At 51.2% G+C, this 18021-nt stretch carries 20 protein-coding genes; 9 read left to right on the top strand and 11 right to left on the bottom strand.

All coding sequences use genetic code 11. The annotated features are described in order from the left end of the window. Window positions 1-100: 100 nt before the first annotated feature. Window positions 101-928, bottom strand: coding sequence for a cysteine hydrolase (locus tag PPL9_RS00860; protein WP_057460872.1), 828 nt, complete (start codon window positions 926-928; stop codon window positions 101-103). Between the two features lie 125 nt (window positions 929-1053). Here PPL9_RS00860 and PPL9_RS00855 point away from each other — a divergent pair, with 125 nt between their 5' ends. Then, the gene (locus PPL9_RS00855) at window positions 1054-1962 is read left to right on the top strand and encodes an AraC family transcriptional regulator (protein ID WP_108819721.1); all 909 of its coding nucleotides are present in this window, start codon (window positions 1054-1056) and stop codon (window positions 1960-1962) included. Here PPL9_RS00855 and PPL9_RS00850 read toward each other — a convergent pair. Beyond that, window positions 1959-2825 carry a YjjW family glycine radical enzyme activase gene (locus PPL9_RS00850; protein WP_057460871.1) on the bottom strand — a complete coding sequence of 289 codons (867 nt, stop codon included), beginning with the start codon at window positions 2823-2825 and terminating at the stop codon, window positions 1959-1961. The genes PPL9_RS00855 and PPL9_RS00850 overlap by 4 nt on opposite strands. After that, a complete protein-coding gene (locus PPL9_RS00845; protein WP_057460870.1) occupies window positions 2797-4332 on the bottom strand; it encodes a YjjI family glycine radical enzyme in 1536 nt (511 codons plus the stop codon). Before PPL9_RS00845 ends, PPL9_RS00850 begins: the two co-directional genes overlap by 29 nt. Before the next feature lie 210 nt (window positions 4333-4542). On the opposite strand from PPL9_RS00845, the gene PPL9_RS00840 reads away from it, so the two are divergent. After that, window positions 4543-5163, top strand: coding sequence for a hypothetical protein (locus PPL9_RS00840; protein WP_057460869.1), 621 nt, complete (start codon window positions 4543-4545; stop codon window positions 5161-5163). A 67-nt stretch (window positions 5164-5230) separates the two neighbouring features. On the opposite strand, the gene yghU is transcribed toward PPL9_RS00840, so the two are convergent. Continuing rightward, window positions 5231-6097, bottom strand: coding sequence for a glutathione-dependent disulfide-bond oxidoreductase (yghU, locus tag PPL9_RS00835; RefSeq protein WP_057460868.1), 867 nt, complete (start codon window positions 6095-6097; stop codon window positions 5231-5233). A gap of 269 nt (window positions 6098-6366) precedes the next feature. On the opposite strand from yghU, the gene PPL9_RS00830 reads away from it, so the two are divergent. The 4 genes from PPL9_RS00830 to PPL9_RS00815 all read left to right on the top strand — a co-directional run bounded on the left by PPL9_RS00830 (window position 6367) and on the right by PPL9_RS00815 (window position 8982). After that, the gene (locus PPL9_RS00830; RefSeq protein ID WP_082596432.1) at window positions 6367-6879 is read left to right on the top strand and encodes a GNAT family N-acetyltransferase; all 513 of its coding nucleotides are present in this window, start codon (window positions 6367-6369) and stop codon (window positions 6877-6879) included. Between the two features lie 97 nt (window positions 6880-6976). Next, complete coding sequence (locus PPL9_RS00825; RefSeq protein ID WP_057460866.1) at window positions 6977-7408, top strand: carboxymuconolactone decarboxylase family protein; 432 nt, start codon at window positions 6977-6979, stop codon at window positions 7406-7408. Next, window positions 7408-8283, top strand: coding sequence for an RNA polymerase sigma factor SigJ (sigJ, locus tag PPL9_RS00820; protein WP_057460865.1), 876 nt, complete (start codon window positions 7408-7410; stop codon window positions 8281-8283). Before PPL9_RS00825 ends, sigJ begins: the two co-directional genes overlap by 1 nt. A gap of 84 nt (window positions 8284-8367) precedes the next feature. Continuing rightward, window positions 8368-8982 carry a LysE family translocator gene (locus PPL9_RS00815; protein WP_057460864.1) on the top strand — a complete coding sequence of 205 codons (615 nt, stop codon included), beginning with the start codon at window positions 8368-8370 and terminating at the stop codon, window positions 8980-8982. Between the two features lie 2 nt (window positions 8983-8984). On the opposite strand, the gene PPL9_RS00810 is transcribed toward PPL9_RS00815, so the two are convergent. Further along, a complete protein-coding gene (locus PPL9_RS00810; RefSeq protein ID WP_057460863.1) occupies window positions 8985-9725 on the bottom strand; it encodes a class I SAM-dependent methyltransferase in 741 nt (246 codons plus the stop codon). A 204-nt stretch (window positions 9726-9929) separates the two neighbouring features. On the opposite strand from PPL9_RS00810, the gene PPL9_RS00805 reads away from it, so the two are divergent. After that, the gene (locus PPL9_RS00805) at window positions 9930-11438 is read left to right on the top strand and encodes a malonyl-CoA synthase (protein ID WP_057460862.1); all 1509 of its coding nucleotides are present in this window, start codon (window positions 9930-9932) and stop codon (window positions 11436-11438) included. Window positions 11439-11561: 123 nt separating this feature from the next. Here the strand turns inward: PPL9_RS00805 and PPL9_RS00800 are convergent, their stop codons facing one another. From PPL9_RS00800 to PPL9_RS00785, 4 genes are all read right to left on the bottom strand, one after another. Further along, window positions 11562-11936 (bottom strand): hypothetical protein, encoded by a 375-nt coding sequence (locus PPL9_RS00800; RefSeq protein ID WP_057460861.1) that lies wholly within the window; start codon window positions 11934-11936, stop codon window positions 11562-11564. A 167-nt stretch (window positions 11937-12103) separates the two neighbouring features. Continuing rightward, window positions 12104-12436 (bottom strand): DUF962 domain-containing protein, encoded by a 333-nt coding sequence (locus tag PPL9_RS00795; protein WP_057460860.1) that lies wholly within the window; start codon window positions 12434-12436, stop codon window positions 12104-12106. 4 nt (window positions 12437-12440) lie between these two features. Next, window positions 12441-13346 carry a phytanoyl-CoA dioxygenase family protein gene (locus tag PPL9_RS00790; RefSeq protein ID WP_057460859.1) on the bottom strand — a complete coding sequence of 302 codons (906 nt, stop codon included), beginning with the start codon at window positions 13344-13346 and terminating at the stop codon, window positions 12441-12443. Continuing rightward, window positions 13343-13705 carry a hypothetical protein gene (locus tag PPL9_RS00785; protein ID WP_057460858.1) on the bottom strand — a complete coding sequence of 121 codons (363 nt, stop codon included), beginning with the start codon at window positions 13703-13705 and terminating at the stop codon, window positions 13343-13345. The genes PPL9_RS00790 and PPL9_RS00785 overlap by 4 nt, the downstream gene beginning before the upstream one ends. A gap of 168 nt (window positions 13706-13873) precedes the next feature. Between PPL9_RS00785 and PPL9_RS00780 the strand changes: the two genes are divergently transcribed. Further along, on the top strand, window positions 13874-14467 hold the full coding sequence (locus PPL9_RS00780; RefSeq protein ID WP_057460857.1) for a TetR/AcrR family transcriptional regulator: 594 nt from the start codon (window positions 13874-13876) through the stop codon (window positions 14465-14467). Between the two features lie 16 nt (window positions 14468-14483). On the opposite strand, the gene PPL9_RS00775 is transcribed toward PPL9_RS00780, so the two are convergent. Continuing rightward, the gene (locus PPL9_RS00775; protein ID WP_057460856.1) at window positions 14484-16115 is read right to left on the bottom strand and encodes a hypothetical protein; all 1632 of its coding nucleotides are present in this window, start codon (window positions 16113-16115) and stop codon (window positions 14484-14486) included. Window positions 16116-16465: 350 nt separating this feature from the next. Between PPL9_RS00775 and PPL9_RS00770 the strand changes: the two genes are divergently transcribed. Next, window positions 16466-17683 carry an MBL fold metallo-hydrolase gene (locus PPL9_RS00770; protein WP_057460855.1) on the top strand — a complete coding sequence of 406 codons (1218 nt, stop codon included), beginning with the start codon at window positions 16466-16468 and terminating at the stop codon, window positions 17681-17683. Window positions 17684-17731: 48 nt separating this feature from the next. Here PPL9_RS00770 and PPL9_RS32905 read toward each other — a convergent pair. Next, window positions 17732-18021 (bottom strand): cyclase family protein (locus PPL9_RS32905; protein ID WP_208989088.1); only part of this gene is annotated, 290 nt, incomplete at its 5' end.

Below are 18021 nucleotides of genomic sequence, written 5' to 3'. Positions count from 1 at the left end.
CCATCGGGGAAATCTGCGACCTCTACAATCCGACAGAATGCTGGAACTACTTCAAAGCCGCAGGATGCATCTCAAATTAATCTCGAAACGCTTTAGGTGGTTAAGCCTGAAGCAGCTTAACAGCTTCGTCTGTTGTCCAGACCGCGTTTGCGATGAAGCGGAAGTTGGTCAGAGCAGCCAGATAACCATCACCATCCGGAATAATAGCAGCAGCTGTGCCATCACTCACCACAGCAACCTCAAAGCCTTGCTCGATCAACTCGCGCATATGGCTCTCGGTGCAAAGGTTAGCAGACATACCTGCCAGAATAACCTGATCGACACCCTGCTTGCGCAGCTGAAGAGACAGGTCATTGGTGTCGTTGCCGTAGACCTTGTGCGGAGACGTGACGATGGTTTTGCCGTCGTTGATGTATGGCTTGTAAACGTCCAGCCAGTCTGCACCGGACCCTTCAAAGCCATCCACGTTGAGTGCGCCTTTGCGGTCAAACATACCGATGTTGTGCATCAGCTTTTCCAGCGCGCCTTCAAATTTCCAGCCGTGGTCGGTTGGGTAGTAGTAGTGAGGAGAAACAGCCACGGTGATGTCCGCTGCTTTTGCAGCTTTGAACAGGCGCTCGATGTTGCTGACTGTGTTGTTGCGGGTCACGCTCTCGCCGACAACACCCCAGGTCACACCATCAGGAGACAGGAAGTCGTTCTGCGGATCTGTTACCACAAGCGCAGCGCGGCTCAGGTCCAGCTTCATGTTGCTTGGAGGCAGAACGGACTTTGCTGGTGGGGCATATGGATCTTTCACTTTGTCCTGCGCTTTGGCGTGCGCTGAACCTGCAATCGCCGCACCACCAACAGCTGCTGCAGCTGTCAGGCCACCGCGCAGAGCATCGCGGCGGCTGAGTGTTTTCTTGTGATCATGATCATTACACATCGTCTGTTCCTTCTCTTGTTCGGTGAAGAGAAGATGGAATAAGCTATGTGCTTTATGGTCCAGAATTGGTACCTTTTCGTCCTGATATGTATCATTTCATCGATTGGACGCGTATAGAGATCAGCATGGATATTCATTTTATTCTCGATGAAATGGAGATACAGGCGCATCCGTTTGCTTTGTGCGAGCTGAATGGCGCCTGCGATCTTGATCTGGACAAAGACCCTTTGGCAACGCTGCACTATGTGCTTGCCGGGGAAGGGGAGCTTGTGCTGCCGGGACGTCCTGCCATTCCGGTGAGCAAAGGGTCGTTGATCCTTGTGCCTGCCCTCAAAAAGCACGTTCTGCGTAGCTTCGGGCAGGTTCACGATCCAATCCCCAGCTGCAATCCAGATAAGCTGAAAATGGCACACCTGATCCATAACAGTGACACACAGGACAAAGGCCAACTCATTGCGATCTGCTCTCGTATCTCGCTCAGCTTGCGGCAGATGGAGAATCTGATTGATCTGGTGCAGGAACCTATTGTCGAAAATCAGGCTGGTGAGGATGCCTGTGAAGCGCCAATCCGACGATTGCTGTTGGAGCTTGCCAACCCTGCGCCCGGAAGCCTCGCCATGGTGCGTGCACTCCTGATGCAATGCATGATCGAACTAATGCGCCGCCGCTTCAACGATCAGCGCGGTGGGTTGGAATGGATGGCCGCGCTGCGCGATCCACGCATGTGGCCGGTGCTTCGGCATATCCTTGACACTCCGGGCGAACCGCACTCCGTCGAGAGCCTCGCCTCCCTCGCTGGCATGAGCCGCAGCGGCTTCGCCAAACGCTTTCAGGAAGCATACGGCAGTGGCCCGATGGAACTTTTACGAGATGTGCGCATGCGCCGTGCTGCCACTATGCTGCTGGAAACAGACCACCCAATTGAGCGCGTCTCCCACCTCATCGGCTTCCGCAGCCGCAGCGCCTTCTCCCGCGCCTTCGAAGCCGCCATCGGCGTTTCACCGCAGAAGTTTCGTATGGAGCGGAAGGGCTAAATATAAACCGCTGGCACCACCACATTCGTTAGCCCTGCGGACCTCAACTCCGCTGCAATACGTTCCACGTCTGGTTCTTTCATGGTTGGCCAGGTGAGGGCTTCGCCTTTGACGCCGTGGTGTTGGAAGGCGTTGAGGCGTAAGGGCGTATCTGTATCCAATGCACGAACGAAGTTAGCGAGGTCTTCGATTTCCTCATCGCTGTCTGTGCGGCCCGGGATGAGCAGATAGCGCAGTTCGTGCAGCTTACCTGCCTTAAAGAGCAGCTTAGCGGTGGCCAGAACGCGTTCATTGCTGCGTGTGGTGAGCAGGCGGTGCAAGGTGTTGTTGAAGGCTTTGATGTCAAGCATCACGCCATCGGTTACGGGCAGAACGGTCTTCCACGCAGCTGCAGGCAAATAGCCGTTGCTATCGATGAAGCAGGTGAGATCCTTCAACTTTTCATCCGTTTTGATCGCTGTGAACAAAGCGATGATGAACTTCAGCTGCGTTGTAGCTTCCCCGCCTGAAATCGTAATGCCATTCAGGAACGGTTTGTTCTGGTACAAAAGCGCCAGAACATCATCAACGCTGTATTGCGTGACCTTAGGGTTGGCATTGATGGGGCAGACGTCCAGACACTTATCGCATTGGTCGCAAATGCTCGCGTCGTGCACCACTTTGCCTTGCACGATGGTCAGAGCGCCGTTCGGGCACTCTGGCACGCAGTCGCCGCAATCGTTGCACAGCTTCATGGTGTGCGGGTTGTGGCAGGTCGGGCAAGCGAAGTTGCAGCCTTGCAGAAACAGGACAAGCCGGTTGCCCGGCCCATCCACGCAAGAGAACTTTAAAACCTTACTGACTGTAGCGAGGGGCAAGTTCATGGCTCATCACCCGTGGTGCACGCTCCAGTATTTTACCAGTCTCAGCAGCTTCCGCACCCAGCACAGTGGTGTTGATGCGAGACCCACCGCATTCTTTGAACTTCGCAATGTCTGACAAGCGCACCATGTAACCGGTGATGCGCACCAGATCATTGTTGGAGACGTTGGCGGAAAACTCCCGGAAGCCCAGTTGGAACGCACCTTTCACGAGCTGCTCCAGCGCGGCTGGATTGTTCTCGATGGTCTCGTCCAGTGTTAGAATTTCAGAGACACCGGATGGATAGAACGCATGGTGCTCTGCCAATGCCTGAACGTGCGTGACAGGATCGGGCTCACTGCCGTAAGGGATGCGAACACCTGGCGTACAGCCATCATCATCGCTGAGGCCTGCTTGTGAATGCAGCATAGCCTTGCCGCGCCAACAGTTTTCCATCGGACGCGCTTCAACAGCCTCATACAGCACTTTGGAGATGCGGTGACCAAGCTGGTTGGCGGTCTCATCATGTCCGTACTTGCCGGAGCGACCTTCCTTGGCCTGCAACTCATCCACGCACTGCGCCATGGCAAAGATGCCATACATGGCCGTGAAGCGGTCTCGGCTGATCCAGTCTTCCTTCACAAGGAAGCTCTCAAAGAAGCCGGACTTGTTGAAGAGATGGTCAATCCGCGCTTCAGTCAGGCGGAAGTTGAGGTCAATGTATTTCGGCAGAACGTTCTCGAAGAAGTCTGCAGTATCTTTGGAGCGACGCGCTACTTCTCGCAGATTGATGCGGGTCAGAGTGGAAGCGCCACCGCATAGAGGCAGCACGTTGTAACAACTGGCGACACCATAGCCGTAGTCATCAAACAGAGGCTGATGCAGTGGGTTGTTCGCGATGTGGGGTTTGGAACATTCAATGATGCTTTCGCAAGCCTGAGAGAAGATCGCATCAGAGCTGACATCTGGATCCCAGATAAACGTCAGGTTGGGTGCAATCTGCTTCAGCTCTGCATCAATGCGCATGATGGTACGGGCTACGCGATTGTCGGTTGGCCCCACATTGGCGTGCATGAAGGCATCCGGCAGCACACGGTCCAGATAGCGCCAGAATAGCTTCAGCTTCTTGTAAAGATCTTCATCGCTGACATCATCGCAATACGGCAGCAACAGATTGTCGAGGCGACCAATGAACACCGGCATGTTGGTGACAGACGGCACGTGATGATAAGCAATCATCAGGGAGTTGATAGCTTCATCCAAGGTGGTGGCTGGGTCCAGCTCCAGGAAGGTGCTGCCTTTTTCAAGAACAACCGAATAGTTGGGCATCACATAGCGCGGTTTGAACGGCGCATGTCCCTCGTACATGTCGCAGATGACACGCTCTTCCAGCGCCTTAGTGGTTTCCTCATCAAGCTCAGGGTAGGGCAGAGAGTTTTCTGCCTCCAGCGAGAGATAACGCGCCTTTTGCGTAAAGGAGAGGCCAGGGTCTTCCGTAATGCCCTTAAACTGTTTGAGAAGCTCCGACATGGGTTCGTTCCTTTTTGCTCTTTGGAACAAATCTTAAACCCGGGAGACAGGCGAGGAATTGAACTACCGCAATTTCCGATTGGAAAAGAGGGACGGTGCACAGGGTAAGCGTGATGCTTTTAGAGAGATTGGCACCTATCAATCAAAATTAAACGCTGTTTAACTTTCGCAACTATAAATTGCACAAATACAATTGCAGGTATCAATAATATGGCTCGTTTTCTGATTATCGTTGCTTCATTTCTGCTGCTCGCTGGTTGTGTAACAACCAAAACACCAGAAGAACGCGGAGCTTATCGCATCAACAAAGTTAAAGTTATTGTTCCCAATGGAGAGCATAGCGCCTTAGTTGCAAAGCAGTTGAAGCGAAAGTTCAATCAGGTTGCTCGTAATAGTGCGCAGTGGGTACCAGCTGGAACGCCAGCGAAAAACCTAACTATCGTTCTAACCAAAGTTAGATATTCGACAATGTTTGGCTTTAAAGGGTCTGCAACTGGTCAATTAAAGGGCTATGCTTTCCTTGGCCAGAAAGCTCAGGATGTCGTTTATCGGTTTGAGGTTTCAGGAGATCCGGGCAAAGCTACAATGGAGTCATTATCGATTGGCTTTGATAGGTATTACTCACCAGAATGGGTCTTTAACCGACTGATTGATCGATTGGCTTACACCTACAAAAAGAACGTTTATCTGGTCAATGACAACTCATACTTCGACAAGATCGCAGATGCGCCTACTCCTGTGAGGCAAAACCCATCAAAGGTAGTTCCTTCGGGTACGAAATCTCGCAAGCAAGGCATAACCCCACCACCGCTCGTACTGGTCGGAGGGTAACAACTACGATACAGAAAACCCGGCCTCATCGAAGCCGGGTTTGTATTTCTACGTTCTGATTTTGCGGTTACGCTTTTTCAGAGGCTGGCTTTGGGTCCAGGTCGCTTGCGTCGTGGCGTTCTGGGACTTGCTGGTCCTCATCACCCCATGTGCGGTTCACGCGTTTGCCGCGTTTCACGGCAGGGCGCTCTGCGATTTCTTCTGCCCAACGCTTGACGTTTTTGTAGTCGTCAACGGAGAGGAACTCGGCTGCGCTGTAGAGCGAACCGAGCACCAGTGCGCCGTACCATGGGAAGATCGCGATATCTGCGATGGAGTACTCGTCGCCAGCCATAAAGCGGCGCTCGGCCAAGTTGCGGTCCAGAACGTCGAGCTGGCGTTTTGCTTCCATAGCAAAACGGTTGATCGGGTATTCAAACTTCTCTGGCGCATAAGCGTAGAAATGACCGAAACCACCGCCAAGATATGGGGCGGACCCCATCTGCCAGAACAGCCAGTTCATGGCTTCTGTGCGTGCTGCCGGATCTTTCGGCAGGAAGGCTCCGAATTTTTCTGCCAGATACAGCAGGATAGAACCAGATTCGAATACACGGGTTGGTGTTTCGGTGCTGTGATCCACCAGTGCCGGGATTTTGGAGTTCGGGTTTGCGCCAACAAAACCGCTGGAGAACTGGTCGCCTTCACCAATCTTGATCAACCATGCGTCATACTCAGCTTCGCTGAAACCTGCGGCCAGAAGCTCTTCCAGCATAATGGTGACTTTCACACCATTTGGCGTTGCCAGCGAGTAAAGCTGCAGCGGATGCTTGCCCACCTGCAGGTCTTTGTCATGAGTAGAACCAGCAATAGGACGGTTGATGTTTGCGAACTGGCCGCCGTTTTCCTGTTCCCACACCCAAACCTTTGGTGGGGTATATTCTTGTTTATCACTCATAAAATTGTGGCTCCGTATTGATTATGTGCAAATGGGAACGAGCAGTTTTTCGGGCTGCCTTTTTCATTTCAACAGATGGGTGAATCCTTAACAAAATCAAGTGTGCAATCAAAAGCAAGATCTTGGATGTCACTCCTGAGTGCTTAGTCGATATTGAAAGTTCCCTGTGCGCCAGATTAAAAATTGCTTTTTACAAAGCATCTGCCGGAATAATGTTCGTCAATGACATTACGCTCAGAGATTCCTTTTTTCATTGCTGGACTGATCAAATGACTGTGATACCGACACTTGAAACAGAAAGATTACGCTTAAGGCCGATGACAATTGAAGATTGGCCTGCTTATGAGCAGTTGATGAAGTCCGAACGCGCTGCACATATGGGCGGGCCGCATACAACGGAAAGTGCCTGGGGCATGTTCTGCAATGATGTGGCGCTTTGGGCTCTTTCTGGTCATGGAGCATTATCGGTTGATCTGCTGGAAACAGGCGAATGTATCGGCCAGGTTGGTATCAATCGTGGACCATTGTTTCCTGAGTATGAGCTGGGTTGGTATGTTTATGAACACGCCGAAGGAAAAGGGTACGCAATGGAAGCTGCTCTTGCTTTGCGTGGTTGGGCCTTTAACGTTCGCGGGTTAGAAACGTTGGTCAGCTATATCGAACCTGATAATGCAAGATCCATAAAACTAGCGGAGCGGATGGGTGCCTACCACGACACGAATGCGTCTTCTCTCGACCCTGATGATTTAGTCTATCGTCATCCGGTGAAACAAATGGCTTGAAACAGTCCGAACTGAAAAAAACTGAAAAGCACGTCACATCTGAGAGGGCTGTCTCGTCGACCCAGTGAACGCAACAAAACAATCACTGGAGATAACGATGAACGTTCACACCACCATCAATCACTACGAGAGCGGTGCGCAGATCATGGCAGCCCTTCAGGGCGTGGAAGCAACCATCGCTGCGACTGGGTTTGACGAAAAGCTGCACCACCTTATTTTGCTGCGGGCATCGCAGATCAACGGCTGCGGGTTTTGTGTGAAGATGCATACCCGCGACGCTCGCAAAGCTGGTGAAACCAACGAGCGTCTTGACCACCTCATCATCTGGCGCCATTGCGATGACTTTTCAGAAAAAGAGAAGCTGGCATTTGAATGGACCGAAGCACTGACAGAACTCAACAAGGAAGATCAGTTGTCACGTCTTCGCCAGGAGTTGAAAAAGCACTACAGTGATCAGGAAATTTCCACCCTGACGGCGATGGTTGGTATGATCAACCTTTGGAACCGGATTGCGATATCGAACCATTGATGAAGAACTCAGACAAATCACTTCGTGTATTTGAACAGGCCAGACCCATGCTGATGGGGCTGGCTTATCGTTTGCTGGGCACAACAGCAGAAGCTGAAGATGTGGTGCAGGAAACCTATCTCAGTTGGTCAGCTGCTGCGCAAGACGACATTGCCAACCCTGATGCATGGCTAACAACGGTTTGCACCCGCAAAGCACTCGATCAGCTCAAATCAGCACGCAAAAAACGCGAAAATTACGTTGGTATGTGGTTGCCTGAGCCGCTTCACACCACCACGCAGGACACGCCGGAAGACAGAGTGGAGCTTTCCGAAAGTCTCACAATGGCATTCCTTTTGGTGATGGAACGCCTTGCTCCAAAAGAGCGGGCTGCGTTTTTGCTGCACGAGGTGTTTTCCTCCAGTTATGAAGACGTTGCAAATATATTGGAGGTCACTCCGGCCAGTTGCCGCAAGCTGGTTTCAAGGGCAAAGGCCAATATTCAGCAGAAATCTCAACGCTTTGTTGCTCCGCCAGAAAAACAGCGGGCGATGGTGAGTGTATTCCAAAGCGCGCTGGAAACCGGAGAAACAGCCGAACTTTCTAAACTTTTGGCGGCTGATGTTGCGCTTATTTCCGACGGCGGCGGCAAGGTCAATGCCGTTCCAAAACCACTTGTTGGTCTGGAGCAAGTGCTTGGCTTTATCGAAAAGGCGATCTCCCCAGCCGCGAACAGTGGCAAAGCTTGGGTTGAAGAACTCAACTCCTGCCTGTCTCTCGTCACGGTCGACGGAAGCGGGATCACGACGACTTTCACCTTTGGTTATGATGATAACATGAAAGTCGATGCGATTTATGCGCAGCGAAACCCGGACAAGCTCGCTGCCTTCCATTAAGCAATTGCAGTCCAATCAAAGGCATAGCTTGCAATGTGACAAAGAACCTCCCAAACTATCCTCTGATGTTTGGGAGGGGAACTCATGTCCGTTGAGATGATATTAGCGCTTATGATTGCGACTACGGCTCTGGTGGCCATCCCAGGCCCCAACGTTGCGCTCATCGCAGCCAATACCATCAGCCATGGCTTCCGCTTTGGAGCAGCTACGGTACTGGGAACAACACTCGGCGTTGCCATCCAGCTCAGCATTGTGGTGCTTGGATTTTCTGCCCTTTTGGCACTTGTTGCAGATGCCTTTTTATGGGTGAAATGGGTTGGTGCGGCCTATCTGATCTATCTCGGCATCAAATCCTGGCGGGAGCGGACGGATATGTTGGAAAACGCTGAAGCCAGTAACATCCCTTTGCGCAAGCTGTTCTGGCAGGGCATGTTGCTTGCTTTGATCAACCCGAAAACGCTCGTGTTCAGTGCGGCTTTCCTCCCTCAGTTCGTTGGAGATCAAAGCACGAGTTACGCTCTTGCCCAGCCAGCGCTGATCTACCTTCTCGTTATTCTAGGTGGAGATCTGTGTTGGGCGGCTCTTGCTCGTTCTGCAACACCGTTCTTCAAGAGCATAGGTCATTTGCGACATAAACTCACCGGTACGCTCTTCATTGGTTCTGGCATTGGTCTCGCTCTGGCGCGTATTGAGCGATAGCTTCAAGTTTTTCTGCCTATGGGAATGATCTCGCGTGAGGTTGCGTGGTAAGGTTCACCTGTCCATTCACCCAGCCATGTTTGAGCACATAAGCCAGCTTCTTCGAGGAGCTGGTCGATTTTGTCTTGTGCCGTATATTTAATCTCAGAAGGCGCGCTGAAAATCTCACCAGTCTTAAGCTGCCTGTAAGCATTGATGAAACTGAGCGTTTGAGTGGTTTCGTCATATTCTGAAATGTTCCAGCTCTCAATTGCACCGAGGGCAGGGTGCTGCGTCCGGCTCAGTGTTTCCTCTTTGCGACGAGTCTTCTGGCCCGGAAAATTCGGGTTGCGGGTATCAAAGACAAACAGGCCTTTGGGGCTTAGATGCGCTGCGATCATTTTAAGAGCTGCAAGCTGGTCCTCTTCCGTCAGGAAAAACTGAAAGGAATGTCCGGTCAGACAGATCAGGTCAAACGTCTCTCCCAGATCAAATGAACGGGCATCCGCTTGTACCCAGCGGACTTGTTCTCCATTGGGGCGCTGGCGTGCAATCTCCAGCATTGCTTCAGCCGGGTCCAGACCAACCACACGGCGACCCTCAGCCAATTGAACGGTAAGCTCTCCCGTACCGCACCCCAGGTCGAGGACAGAGCGTGCCTCGCGTGCAAGCACTTTGCAATATGTGTGATCCGCGCGATCTCGTGGTGTCAGCTCATAAAATTGTGCCAGATCGGGATCAGTAAAAATTGTGCGATGAGTCATTTGAAAATTGCATCCTTGGTCAATTCTTGCAGCATAGAGCGTAAATGTCAGCTGGACAATTCGTTGCCGTTACTACGAGAGTTCGGGGAGAAGTATCCCTGTTCAGGGCCGTAGGTTCGCACTAGTCTTATCTCGATGAATCAATACCAGTGTCTCATATCAAGAGGCTGGTGAACGTCTGTTGCAATAGTGAAAGGCAGTCTCATGGCAAACCCGCTTTATGATCGTTTGTTTGGGATCCACGCGTCCAAAACAGAGCCGTTCCTGTTCCTTCAAGATGGCACTACTCTTACTTATGCCCAGTTCTTGGCAACAACCGCACAGTTGGCGCACACGCTGGTCGCAAATGGCTTAAACCCGGGCGATCGTGTTGCTGCACAGGTTAAAAAATCACCGGAGGCTTTGGCTCTTTATGCCGCCTGTGTGCAGGCAGGCCTCATCTTCCTGCCTTTGAATACGGCCTACACCAGTGATGAACTCTCTTACTTTCTCGACAATAGCGGAGCATCTCTTCTTGCCTGTGATGGCGCAAAGGCAGAGACATTGCAGCCCCTAGCTGATCAGCTAGGTGTCCTCCTCAAAACCTTGAATGGAGACGGTTCCGGGTCTTTGATGGCAGAAGCCAAAACTCACCCAACTGCTTTTGAGACTGTAGAACGAGATCTGCAGGATTTGGCAGCGTTTCTTTACACATCAGGCACAACAGGCCGCTCCAAAGGCGCGATGCTGACACAAGACAATTTGCTGTCCAATGCAGATGTTCTGGTTGATTACTGGCGCTTCACAAAAGATGATGTGCTGCTACATGCGCTGCCGATCTTTCATACGCATGGTCTGTTTGTAGCAACCAATGTCATCCTCGCGGTTGGTGGCTCTATGATCTTCCTGCCAAAGTTCAATCAGGATGCCATCGTGCAGTTTCTGCCGCAGGCCACTTCCATGATGGGGGTGCCAACGTTCTATACCAGGCTGTTGGGTGATGAGCGTTTTACCAACAAGCTGACAGAGCATATGCGCCTGTTCACCTCCGGTAGTGCGCCATTACTGTCAGAAACTCACCGCCAGTTTGAAGAGCGTACGGGACACCGCATTTTAGAACGTTATGGCATGACTGAGACCAACATGAGCACGTCGAACCCGTACGATGGGGAGCGACGCGCAGGCACTGTAGGCTTTCCGCTTCCCGGCGTTGAACTCAAGATCACCAATCCTGAAACGGGTTCTGAATTGCCCCAGGACAGCATCGGCGTCATTGAAGTTCGTGGCCGCAACGTGTTCAAAGGCTACTGGCAGATGCCGGAGAAGACAGCCGCCGAACTACGAGAAGATGGTTTCTTTATCACCGGTGATATGGGGAAGGTAGATACGGATGGTTACGTCCACATTGTTGGACGCAACAAAGACCTCATCATTTCAGGCGGCTTCAATATCTACCCAAAAGAGATTGAACTCCTGTTGGATGAGCAACCGGGTGTTCATGAAAGTGCTGTGATCGGCATACCCCATGCTGACTTCGGTGAAGCCCCGCTTGGACTAATTGTTGCCGAAAAGGGTGAGACCCCTGACCTCGAGCAGATCATGACCACCGTCAAAAAACACCTCGCCCGCTTCAAACACCCCCAAAAACTCCTAATCATCAACGAACTCCCCCGCAACACCATGGGCAAAGTCCAAAAAAACATCCTGCGTGATAAGTATGGTGAAGCTGTGTAATTGGAGCCGTTTCAGAGGCTAAAGCTCAGGCATTAAATGCGATATTAGGTAGACGTATGGTGATAGCTAAGGAAGGCTTCTGAGTAAGTACCATGGGAATCGTGAAAGGGTTCTGAAACTTGCTTATTTTGCGCGTTTGAAGCTTTGGAAGCCTTTGCAGGCTGGTGGGCTTGGGGCGTTGGGCTGGCTGAGTTCGCTGCAGGTCTTTTTTGTGACTGAGTATACGCAGGCAATCGCCTTTCTTTTCTGGGTGTTCGTTGTCGCCGCACTGGTGAAATCTGCTTTGATCAGCGCACAGGCCTGATTGACGCTGTTGTTGATGGCGGTTGCTGTCGGGGTTTGTTTTGAAGACGCGTTGATACCCATTTGCTGGAATGCGCAGGTTTTTAGTTTCTCGCACATATTAGCAATGGCAGAGTTAAGATTGGCGTTCATCCCGGCGGAAGTGAGGCTGGATGAGGCAATGAGAAATAAAACTGCCAGGCTGAGGCTTTTCATGGGACACTCAGATTTGTATTGGTCACATAAGCATTGTGAGTTGCTGCCATGACCAATACAAGCACCAAGATCTGTGGGCTTTACCTTCAGCGTTCGAACATCTTTGCGCTTCTATTGTTCCGAAATTCTGCCCTGCTTGCCCGTCCTTGCAAGTCAGGTCGATCGACTTATTTCAGGATAGAAACCTTACCGCGCAGAATATCGAAGAACATCACAAAGTCACCAAGCAGGCTATACAATGGAAACTTGAACGTGGCTGGTTTATTCTTTTCAAAGAAGAAATGCCCAATCCACGCAAAGCCGTAGCCAACGACTGGAACTGCGAGCAGTAAAGTCCAGAGACCGAACGTGATGATGTAAGTGAGAAGTGTGAGCACCAGCGCTGTTCCGATAAAATGCAATCGGCGGCTGACGACATTCCCATGTTCTGCCAGATAAAATGGATAGAATTCTTTGAAACTGCCAAATTGCTGGTTATGGCTATTGTTGGCTTCACTCATTGCATTATCCCCCCTTGATTTGCCGATAGTACGTTAGCATTACGCCGGCTTGGCGCGTGATGAACAGTCTTGCGCGTTCTCCCAATCCTGCCCCTTTTTCCGGAAGAAGCATAGACCTGACCAAATTGCGCATGGCGCGGGCGTGTTCGCGATAGCGCTGTGTTGGGTTCAAGTCCTTCGCGCGCTTCTCCATGCTGATGCTCGTATGGTTTTGCCCGCGCACCAGGAGCGCGGATTGGTTATCAGCACTCACATTGCTCTTTGCAGCCACATACCTGATTGCAAAGCCAATGCGGCGATCATTGGTGGTGTTTGCATCAGACCCATGCACTAATTTGAAATGATGTAGCGACATCTCACCGGGCTTCAGTTCCATGTAGATCTGGTTTTCCGGTTCCAGCTCTTCCTCTGGGATTTCTTGTCCGCGGGTGAGGAGGTTGTCCTTAGCGTAGGTGTTGACTTGCGTGCGGATGGTTTTGTGACTGCCCGGCTCCACCTTCATAACGCCTGATTGAGCCGTGGCTGGACTTAATGCGACCCATGCGGTGACCACATCATCGGCATCCACCCCCCAGTAAGCAGCGTCCTGATGCATGGAAACGTAGGATTTGCTGCCTGCTTCCTTGGTGAACAGGTTGGTCATCAGACATAGGATATCCAGGCCGATCAGCTGCTCGACTGCGTCAAGAATAACGGGGTGATGGACAAGTTCATCTGCCCAGTCATACAGAAGGTACGACTTGTTGCACTGTGCTTTGTCCATGGAATGTCCCTGAAGCTTCTCAATAGCCTCAAGTTCTGCGCGCATACGGATGGCATCGTCTTTTTCGAGCACTTTGATTGGACACAGGAAGCCATCCTTCTGGTAGGTTCCTGTATCTATTGAGTTGGTGGTATCTATCAGTGTCATGCTGAAACCATCCTTGAAATGAGCGTTGCGAAGGTTGCAACAAGACCGATTGAGGCTGCGCCAAGTAAAATTGAAAGAGCAGGTATGCGTTCGCGTGTTCCCGTTTGTGGGTCGAGCCGTGTAAACAGCATTGCGTAAAGATTGCCAGACATGAACGCCCAGGCACAAAGCATAAGAGCGACACCCACTGTGCTTTCAAAAATCAAAGCAGACAAGATGAGTAAGCCGCATGCAAGATAGTCATCGACAGAAAGCGGCCAATATTTATCGGTTCTGATCAAAATGAGTGTTTCGCCGACACTGAGTATAACGGCGAGAACCACTGCATAAATTGGCAGATAAGTTTGAAACTCCCCCAAAGTTCTCCCTCCTGAATATACGGAAACAGCGTTACCGAATCTTGTTGATGTGTCAAGTTAATTGATCTTGATCAAATCTGGAGTGTTTTTCGGTACATGTTCAAACAAGGCGGCTAGGAGACACAAAAAAAACGGATACAATGGTGGAAATTGGGGGAGCCAATCGGAATGACCGTGGATGTAGACCGCAGAACAATAAAGCCAGAAGCGCTTGAAACACTTCGCAGAACCATTCTGGAAATTTTCTCCTCCGGGATGTATCAGGATGTGGGGATACGGCAGATCTGCCAGCAGGCGCGGGTGAGTCCGCAAACAGTCTACAAGTACTTTGGCAATAAAGAAGAGATGCTCTATGCCTGCATCAAAGGGGATCTCGAAAACCTCTATGCAGAAGCGATGCAAGCAGCGCGTGCTGCTGATAACACGGTCGATAAATGCCTCGTGTTCCTGGATATCTGGTGCGAGTTTTATTTCGCCAATCCAAGCATAGCGCGCATTGTATTTCTGAACATCCCGCAAGCTTATTGGTTAGGGCAAACCCAGTTCACGCACGTCGCATTGCATGATGAAACCACCCGTACAATAGCACATGGCCAAAGCGAAGGTTTAGTCTGGGATGAGACATCTGCCGAATTGTTGGGGCAGGCGATTATGGGTATGGCGCACAGGTTACTGACCCGCTGGCTGATGACGGACAATGCGGACAGCGCGGAAACGAAACAAGCACTGGCGAAGAGCATCAGAAAGCTGTTGCAGCCTTAAAATGCGGAGCAGGGGGCTAGTCCAGTTCGATATCTGAAGCATGGGCAATCAGCCGTTTAAGGCTGTGCATGCCTTCATCGACTGATTTTTGAGCCTGAATCGCTTTGCCGTTTTCAATATGGCTTGCTGCGTTGTTGAAGTGGCTTTTCACGTTCTCCGCTTCTTTTTCATAGGCATTAAAGCTTTGTTTGGCGTCTTCGTCTGACTGGCTTATGAGCTTAAGATCCTTGTGGCGATCAAGCCAGGATTTGGCATCGCCTTGCAGCTGAACAAGTTGCCTCTCAACCCACTCAACCTGTTCTTTTGCCTTATGGGTCAGACTGTAAAGCTGGAAGCGGATTTTCCGGAGTGGCAGAACCTTTTTTTCGGCATCTTCAACCTTGCCAGAAATCAGATCTGATTGAGCGGAAGTTAGCAATGTCTTCAGTGACTTGCATTCAGCTTCATACTGGTGAGCATTTGGCAAACTGGCTTTGATGAAGGGAAGCCGTTCATAGGCTTGTTCCAATGCACGGCGCAGGTTTTGTATCTTTTTGTGCGTTGGGATTGGTTTGCCTTTTTCGATGGGCTCATCTGTTTGGTCATCTGCCGCAGTCGCATTGCTAAACCATAGCTGTTGCATCTGAAACAAGGCGCCTTCGTTGTCGTGCAAAATGGCTGTCGCACCCTGATAATCACCACGGCCTAAAGCCTGCTCTCCTTTTGGCGTCGCAGCAGCAACCTTCTCAAAAGAAGCTGTAAACTGTGTAAGCACATCGGGAGTGTGTTCCAGTTCTGATGATCGTTTGTTTAAGGCGGTGGCATCGGCAAGGGTTTTGTCCAGCCGCTGTTGTGCATCCTCCCGGTTCTTATCAATCTGCTCCTTGGCGTCATCATAGGCTTTGACGAAGGCTTCCTTCTTGCCTGCAATCTTACCCAACATGAACTTCAGGCCCGGATAGCTGTGATCTGCAATCGCCTTTTGCATGCGCAGGAGTGGCAGATTTGCGATGCGGTGAGCCTTATCAAAGTCAGCCGTATCAACGCCCCATTGCGTTAACTCATCGCGGTGCTTGTAAGTGTCTTCAACGGTGTTTTGGTAGGCCTCAACAGCAGGCATCTCCTTGGCAATCATCGCATCCGCGTGCTTGCATCCTTGCTGCAGAACCTTCTTTCCTTCGCCAATATGATACTGAACTTTATCCAGCAATGTTTTGAGTAGGCTGATGGTTCCGGCATCTGGGCGCTGCTGGCCGGAAAAATTCTTATTAAACTGCTTGAAAGTGTTGCTGATCTTCTCAACTTGCACCTTGAAGGCTTCAATATGCTCTTTTGTCACGAGCTGTTGACGAGCCTGCGCATCCAGCTTCTGGGCGTTCGTGGCCAATGTCTGATACCTGTTGGAGAGCTGAGTGATCTCGGCCTTGAACTGTTCTGCCGCTTGCGCTGCCTGCTGCTGATGTGCAGCCGGGCTGTCCTTGGAAACCAGCACGCGTGATCGCCGCGCTGCGGGCCGTCCCGGATTCACTTCATTGGGACGATTGCTGTGTTCGGTAGTATCCGACTGCATTTCGTCCAGCTGCACCTCATCCACATTCTTTAAATTCAAGTGCTTAAGGACCTTCTCAGTCCATTTTTCCTGCTCGGGGGTGAGGTCTGACTTCGGCATCGAGATGCTCCAATCGAATGCACATATTTTTGGTTCTTGCTTACCTATAAGACCAAAATACTGAGCAATCTTAAGGGAGATGACGTGAATTGCGTCGTTGAGTTAATCGAAGATTGAAGGAGGCAAAATATTTTATAGCAATTTGCAGAGAAGAGAAGAGAGGAGAGATGCGCGCTGAGCTTCGGAGCGCCTGAAGATGTGATGGTCGTCACAGAATTGTGGCTCGCGCACATAATTTACAGCTTGCGTCTGGTATGTACACTCACTGGTTCCTAGTTTAAGTAGCGAGAAATGGGCAAGGCGAGCAGGCTAGGTTCTTCAAACTCGCAACTAAGAGATTGCAAAAAAGAATGATTAAGAAGATCGCGGGTGGCGTGCTGGGTGTTGTGGTGATCGGAGTTGGTATGATCTACGCCAGCGCCTATACGAACATGGGGCAAAAGCCGAATGATGAGCACAAAGCGCAGCTGACGCAATCCAACCAATGGGGCGAGGATAGTTTTGCAAACGAGCTGCCAATGGTGCGTGGCCCGCTAAGTGAGGTTTTCCGTCAGTTTGTTCTGGAGCCGACTGAACACAACAGGCCGCAGCAAGACATTCCTGTCGAGACGATTGGTGACCGCCTCAACAAACTACCGGAATCTGGAGCTCGCGTCACATGGTTCGGACATTCCACGCTTTTGGTTGAGATGGATGAAACGCGCATCCTGATTGATCCGGTCTGGAGTAAACGCGCTTCGCCTTTGCCATGGGCAGGCGTTGAGCGCTTCTATGATCCAGTAATTGCATTGGAAGAACTCCCTGAGCTCGATGTCGTTGTGATCTCTCATGACCATTATGACCACCTGGATATGGAAACGGTTCAACGACTGGCTCAACAGCAGGTTCAATGGATCGTTCCGCTCGGAGTTGGTTCTCATCTGGAATATTGGGGCGTTTCTAAGTCCAGCATTACTGAACTCGACTGGTGGCAATCAACGCAAGTTGAGGAAACGACGGTTACGGCCACCCCATCACGACATAGGTCAGGCCGCTCCGTCACCTTTAGTGATGTGAATGCAACTCTTTGGGCTGGTTGGGCCTTTAACGGCCCAGAGCATTCAGTATACTACTCCGGTGACACTGGAATGCATGATCGTTTTGAGGAGATTGGCGACCGCCTTGGTCCGTTTGATCTGACAGTGATTGAAACAGGGGCTTACAATCCGCTTTGGAAAGACACTCATCTGGGACCAGAGCAGGCCGTTTTGGTGCACAAACTGGTGAAGGGCAAAACAATGCTCCCGGTCCATTGGGGTCTGTTTGATCTATCCTCTCACAACTGGACCGAGCCTGTTGAGCGCGTCAAGGTTGCCGCAGAAAAGTACGGGGTGGATGTCGCCATACCGCTGCCGGGTGGTTCTGTTGAACCGGGACAGGTTATCTCTACAAAAGCTTGGTGGCCAAAAGTACCTTGGAAAAACGCCGAGGAGCGCCCGATCTGGGCAACGCAGGTGGAAGACGCGGTAAAGCGCGCCAAGGAGATGAAGGACAATCCCCCTCATGGCGTTGCAACACCTTCTAGCTAACGAGTGGACGACAGTGAGAGCCGTTGAACTCAGCTCTCCTTCACATCTTTAATAAACTGCAAGGACACGACCTGGTCCGCCGGTTCCACCTTTGAACTTTGGTGCGCCAGCGATGATTGTTGCCCCTGCCAATGGCACCTGATCCAGATTGGTCAGGTTCTCGATGCCATAGCGCCCAGACCCTAGCCACAGATAGTGCACGGGAAAGTCTTTTGTTGGCCCGTAATCGATGGAGAGCGTGTCCACACCAAGTCCGTAAACACTGCGCTCGTTGATTAAGAACTTCGCCGTATCCTCATGGAAACCGGGGAAGTGGAGAACGCCCTTGCTGTCTTCCC

This window comes from Pseudovibrio sp. POLY-S9 (assembly GCF_001431305.1).
Taxonomy (GTDB): domain Bacteria; phylum Pseudomonadota; class Alphaproteobacteria; order Rhizobiales; family Stappiaceae; genus Pseudovibrio.
This window is presented reverse-complemented; position numbering and strand designations above follow the sequence as displayed.

Coding starts and splice junctions, on each gene's coding strand:
- PPL9_RS00860 (WP_057460872.1), bottom strand. CDS start 928: ATGTGTAATGATCATGATCACAAGAAAACACTCAGCCGCCGCGATGCT.
- PPL9_RS00855 (WP_108819721.1), top strand. CDS start 1,054: ATGGATATTCATTTTATTCTCGATGAAATGGAGATACAGGCGCATCCG.
- PPL9_RS00850 (WP_057460871.1), bottom strand. CDS start 2,825: ATGAACTTGCCCCTCGCTACAGTCAGTAAGGTTTTAAAGTTCTCTTGC.
- PPL9_RS00845 (WP_057460870.1), bottom strand. CDS start 4,332: ATGTCGGAGCTTCTCAAACAGTTTAAGGGCATTACGGAAGACCCTGGC.
- PPL9_RS00840 (WP_057460869.1), top strand. CDS start 4,543: ATGGCTCGTTTTCTGATTATCGTTGCTTCATTTCTGCTGCTCGCTGGT.
- yghU (WP_057460868.1), bottom strand. CDS start 6,097: ATGAGTGATAAACAAGAATATACCCCACCAAAGGTTTGGGTGTGGGAA.
- PPL9_RS00830 (WP_082596432.1), top strand. CDS start 6,367: ATGACTGTGATACCGACACTTGAAACAGAAAGATTACGCTTAAGGCCG.
- PPL9_RS00825 (WP_057460866.1), top strand. CDS start 6,977: ATGAACGTTCACACCACCATCAATCACTACGAGAGCGGTGCGCAGATC.
- sigJ (WP_057460865.1), top strand. CDS start 7,408: ATGAAGAACTCAGACAAATCACTTCGTGTATTTGAACAGGCCAGACCC.
- PPL9_RS00815 (WP_057460864.1), top strand. CDS start 8,368: ATGTCCGTTGAGATGATATTAGCGCTTATGATTGCGACTACGGCTCTG.
- PPL9_RS00810 (WP_057460863.1), bottom strand. CDS start 9,725: ATGACTCATCGCACAATTTTTACTGATCCCGATCTGGCACAATTTTAT.
- PPL9_RS00805 (WP_057460862.1), top strand. CDS start 9,930: ATGGCAAACCCGCTTTATGATCGTTTGTTTGGGATCCACGCGTCCAAA.
- PPL9_RS00800 (WP_057460861.1), bottom strand. CDS start 11,936: ATGAAAAGCCTCAGCCTGGCAGTTTTATTTCTCATTGCCTCATCCAGC.
- PPL9_RS00795 (WP_057460860.1), bottom strand. CDS start 12,436: ATGAGTGAAGCCAACAATAGCCATAACCAGCAATTTGGCAGTTTCAAA.
- PPL9_RS00790 (WP_057460859.1), bottom strand. CDS start 13,346: ATGACACTGATAGATACCACCAACTCAATAGATACAGGAACCTACCAG.
- PPL9_RS00780 (WP_057460857.1), top strand. CDS start 13,874: ATGACCGTGGATGTAGACCGCAGAACAATAAAGCCAGAAGCGCTTGAA.
- PPL9_RS00775 (WP_057460856.1), bottom strand. CDS start 16,115: ATGCCGAAGTCAGACCTCACCCCCGAGCAGGAAAAATGGACTGAGAAG.
- PPL9_RS00770 (WP_057460855.1), top strand. CDS start 16,466: ATGATTAAGAAGATCGCGGGTGGCGTGCTGGGTGTTGTGGTGATCGGA.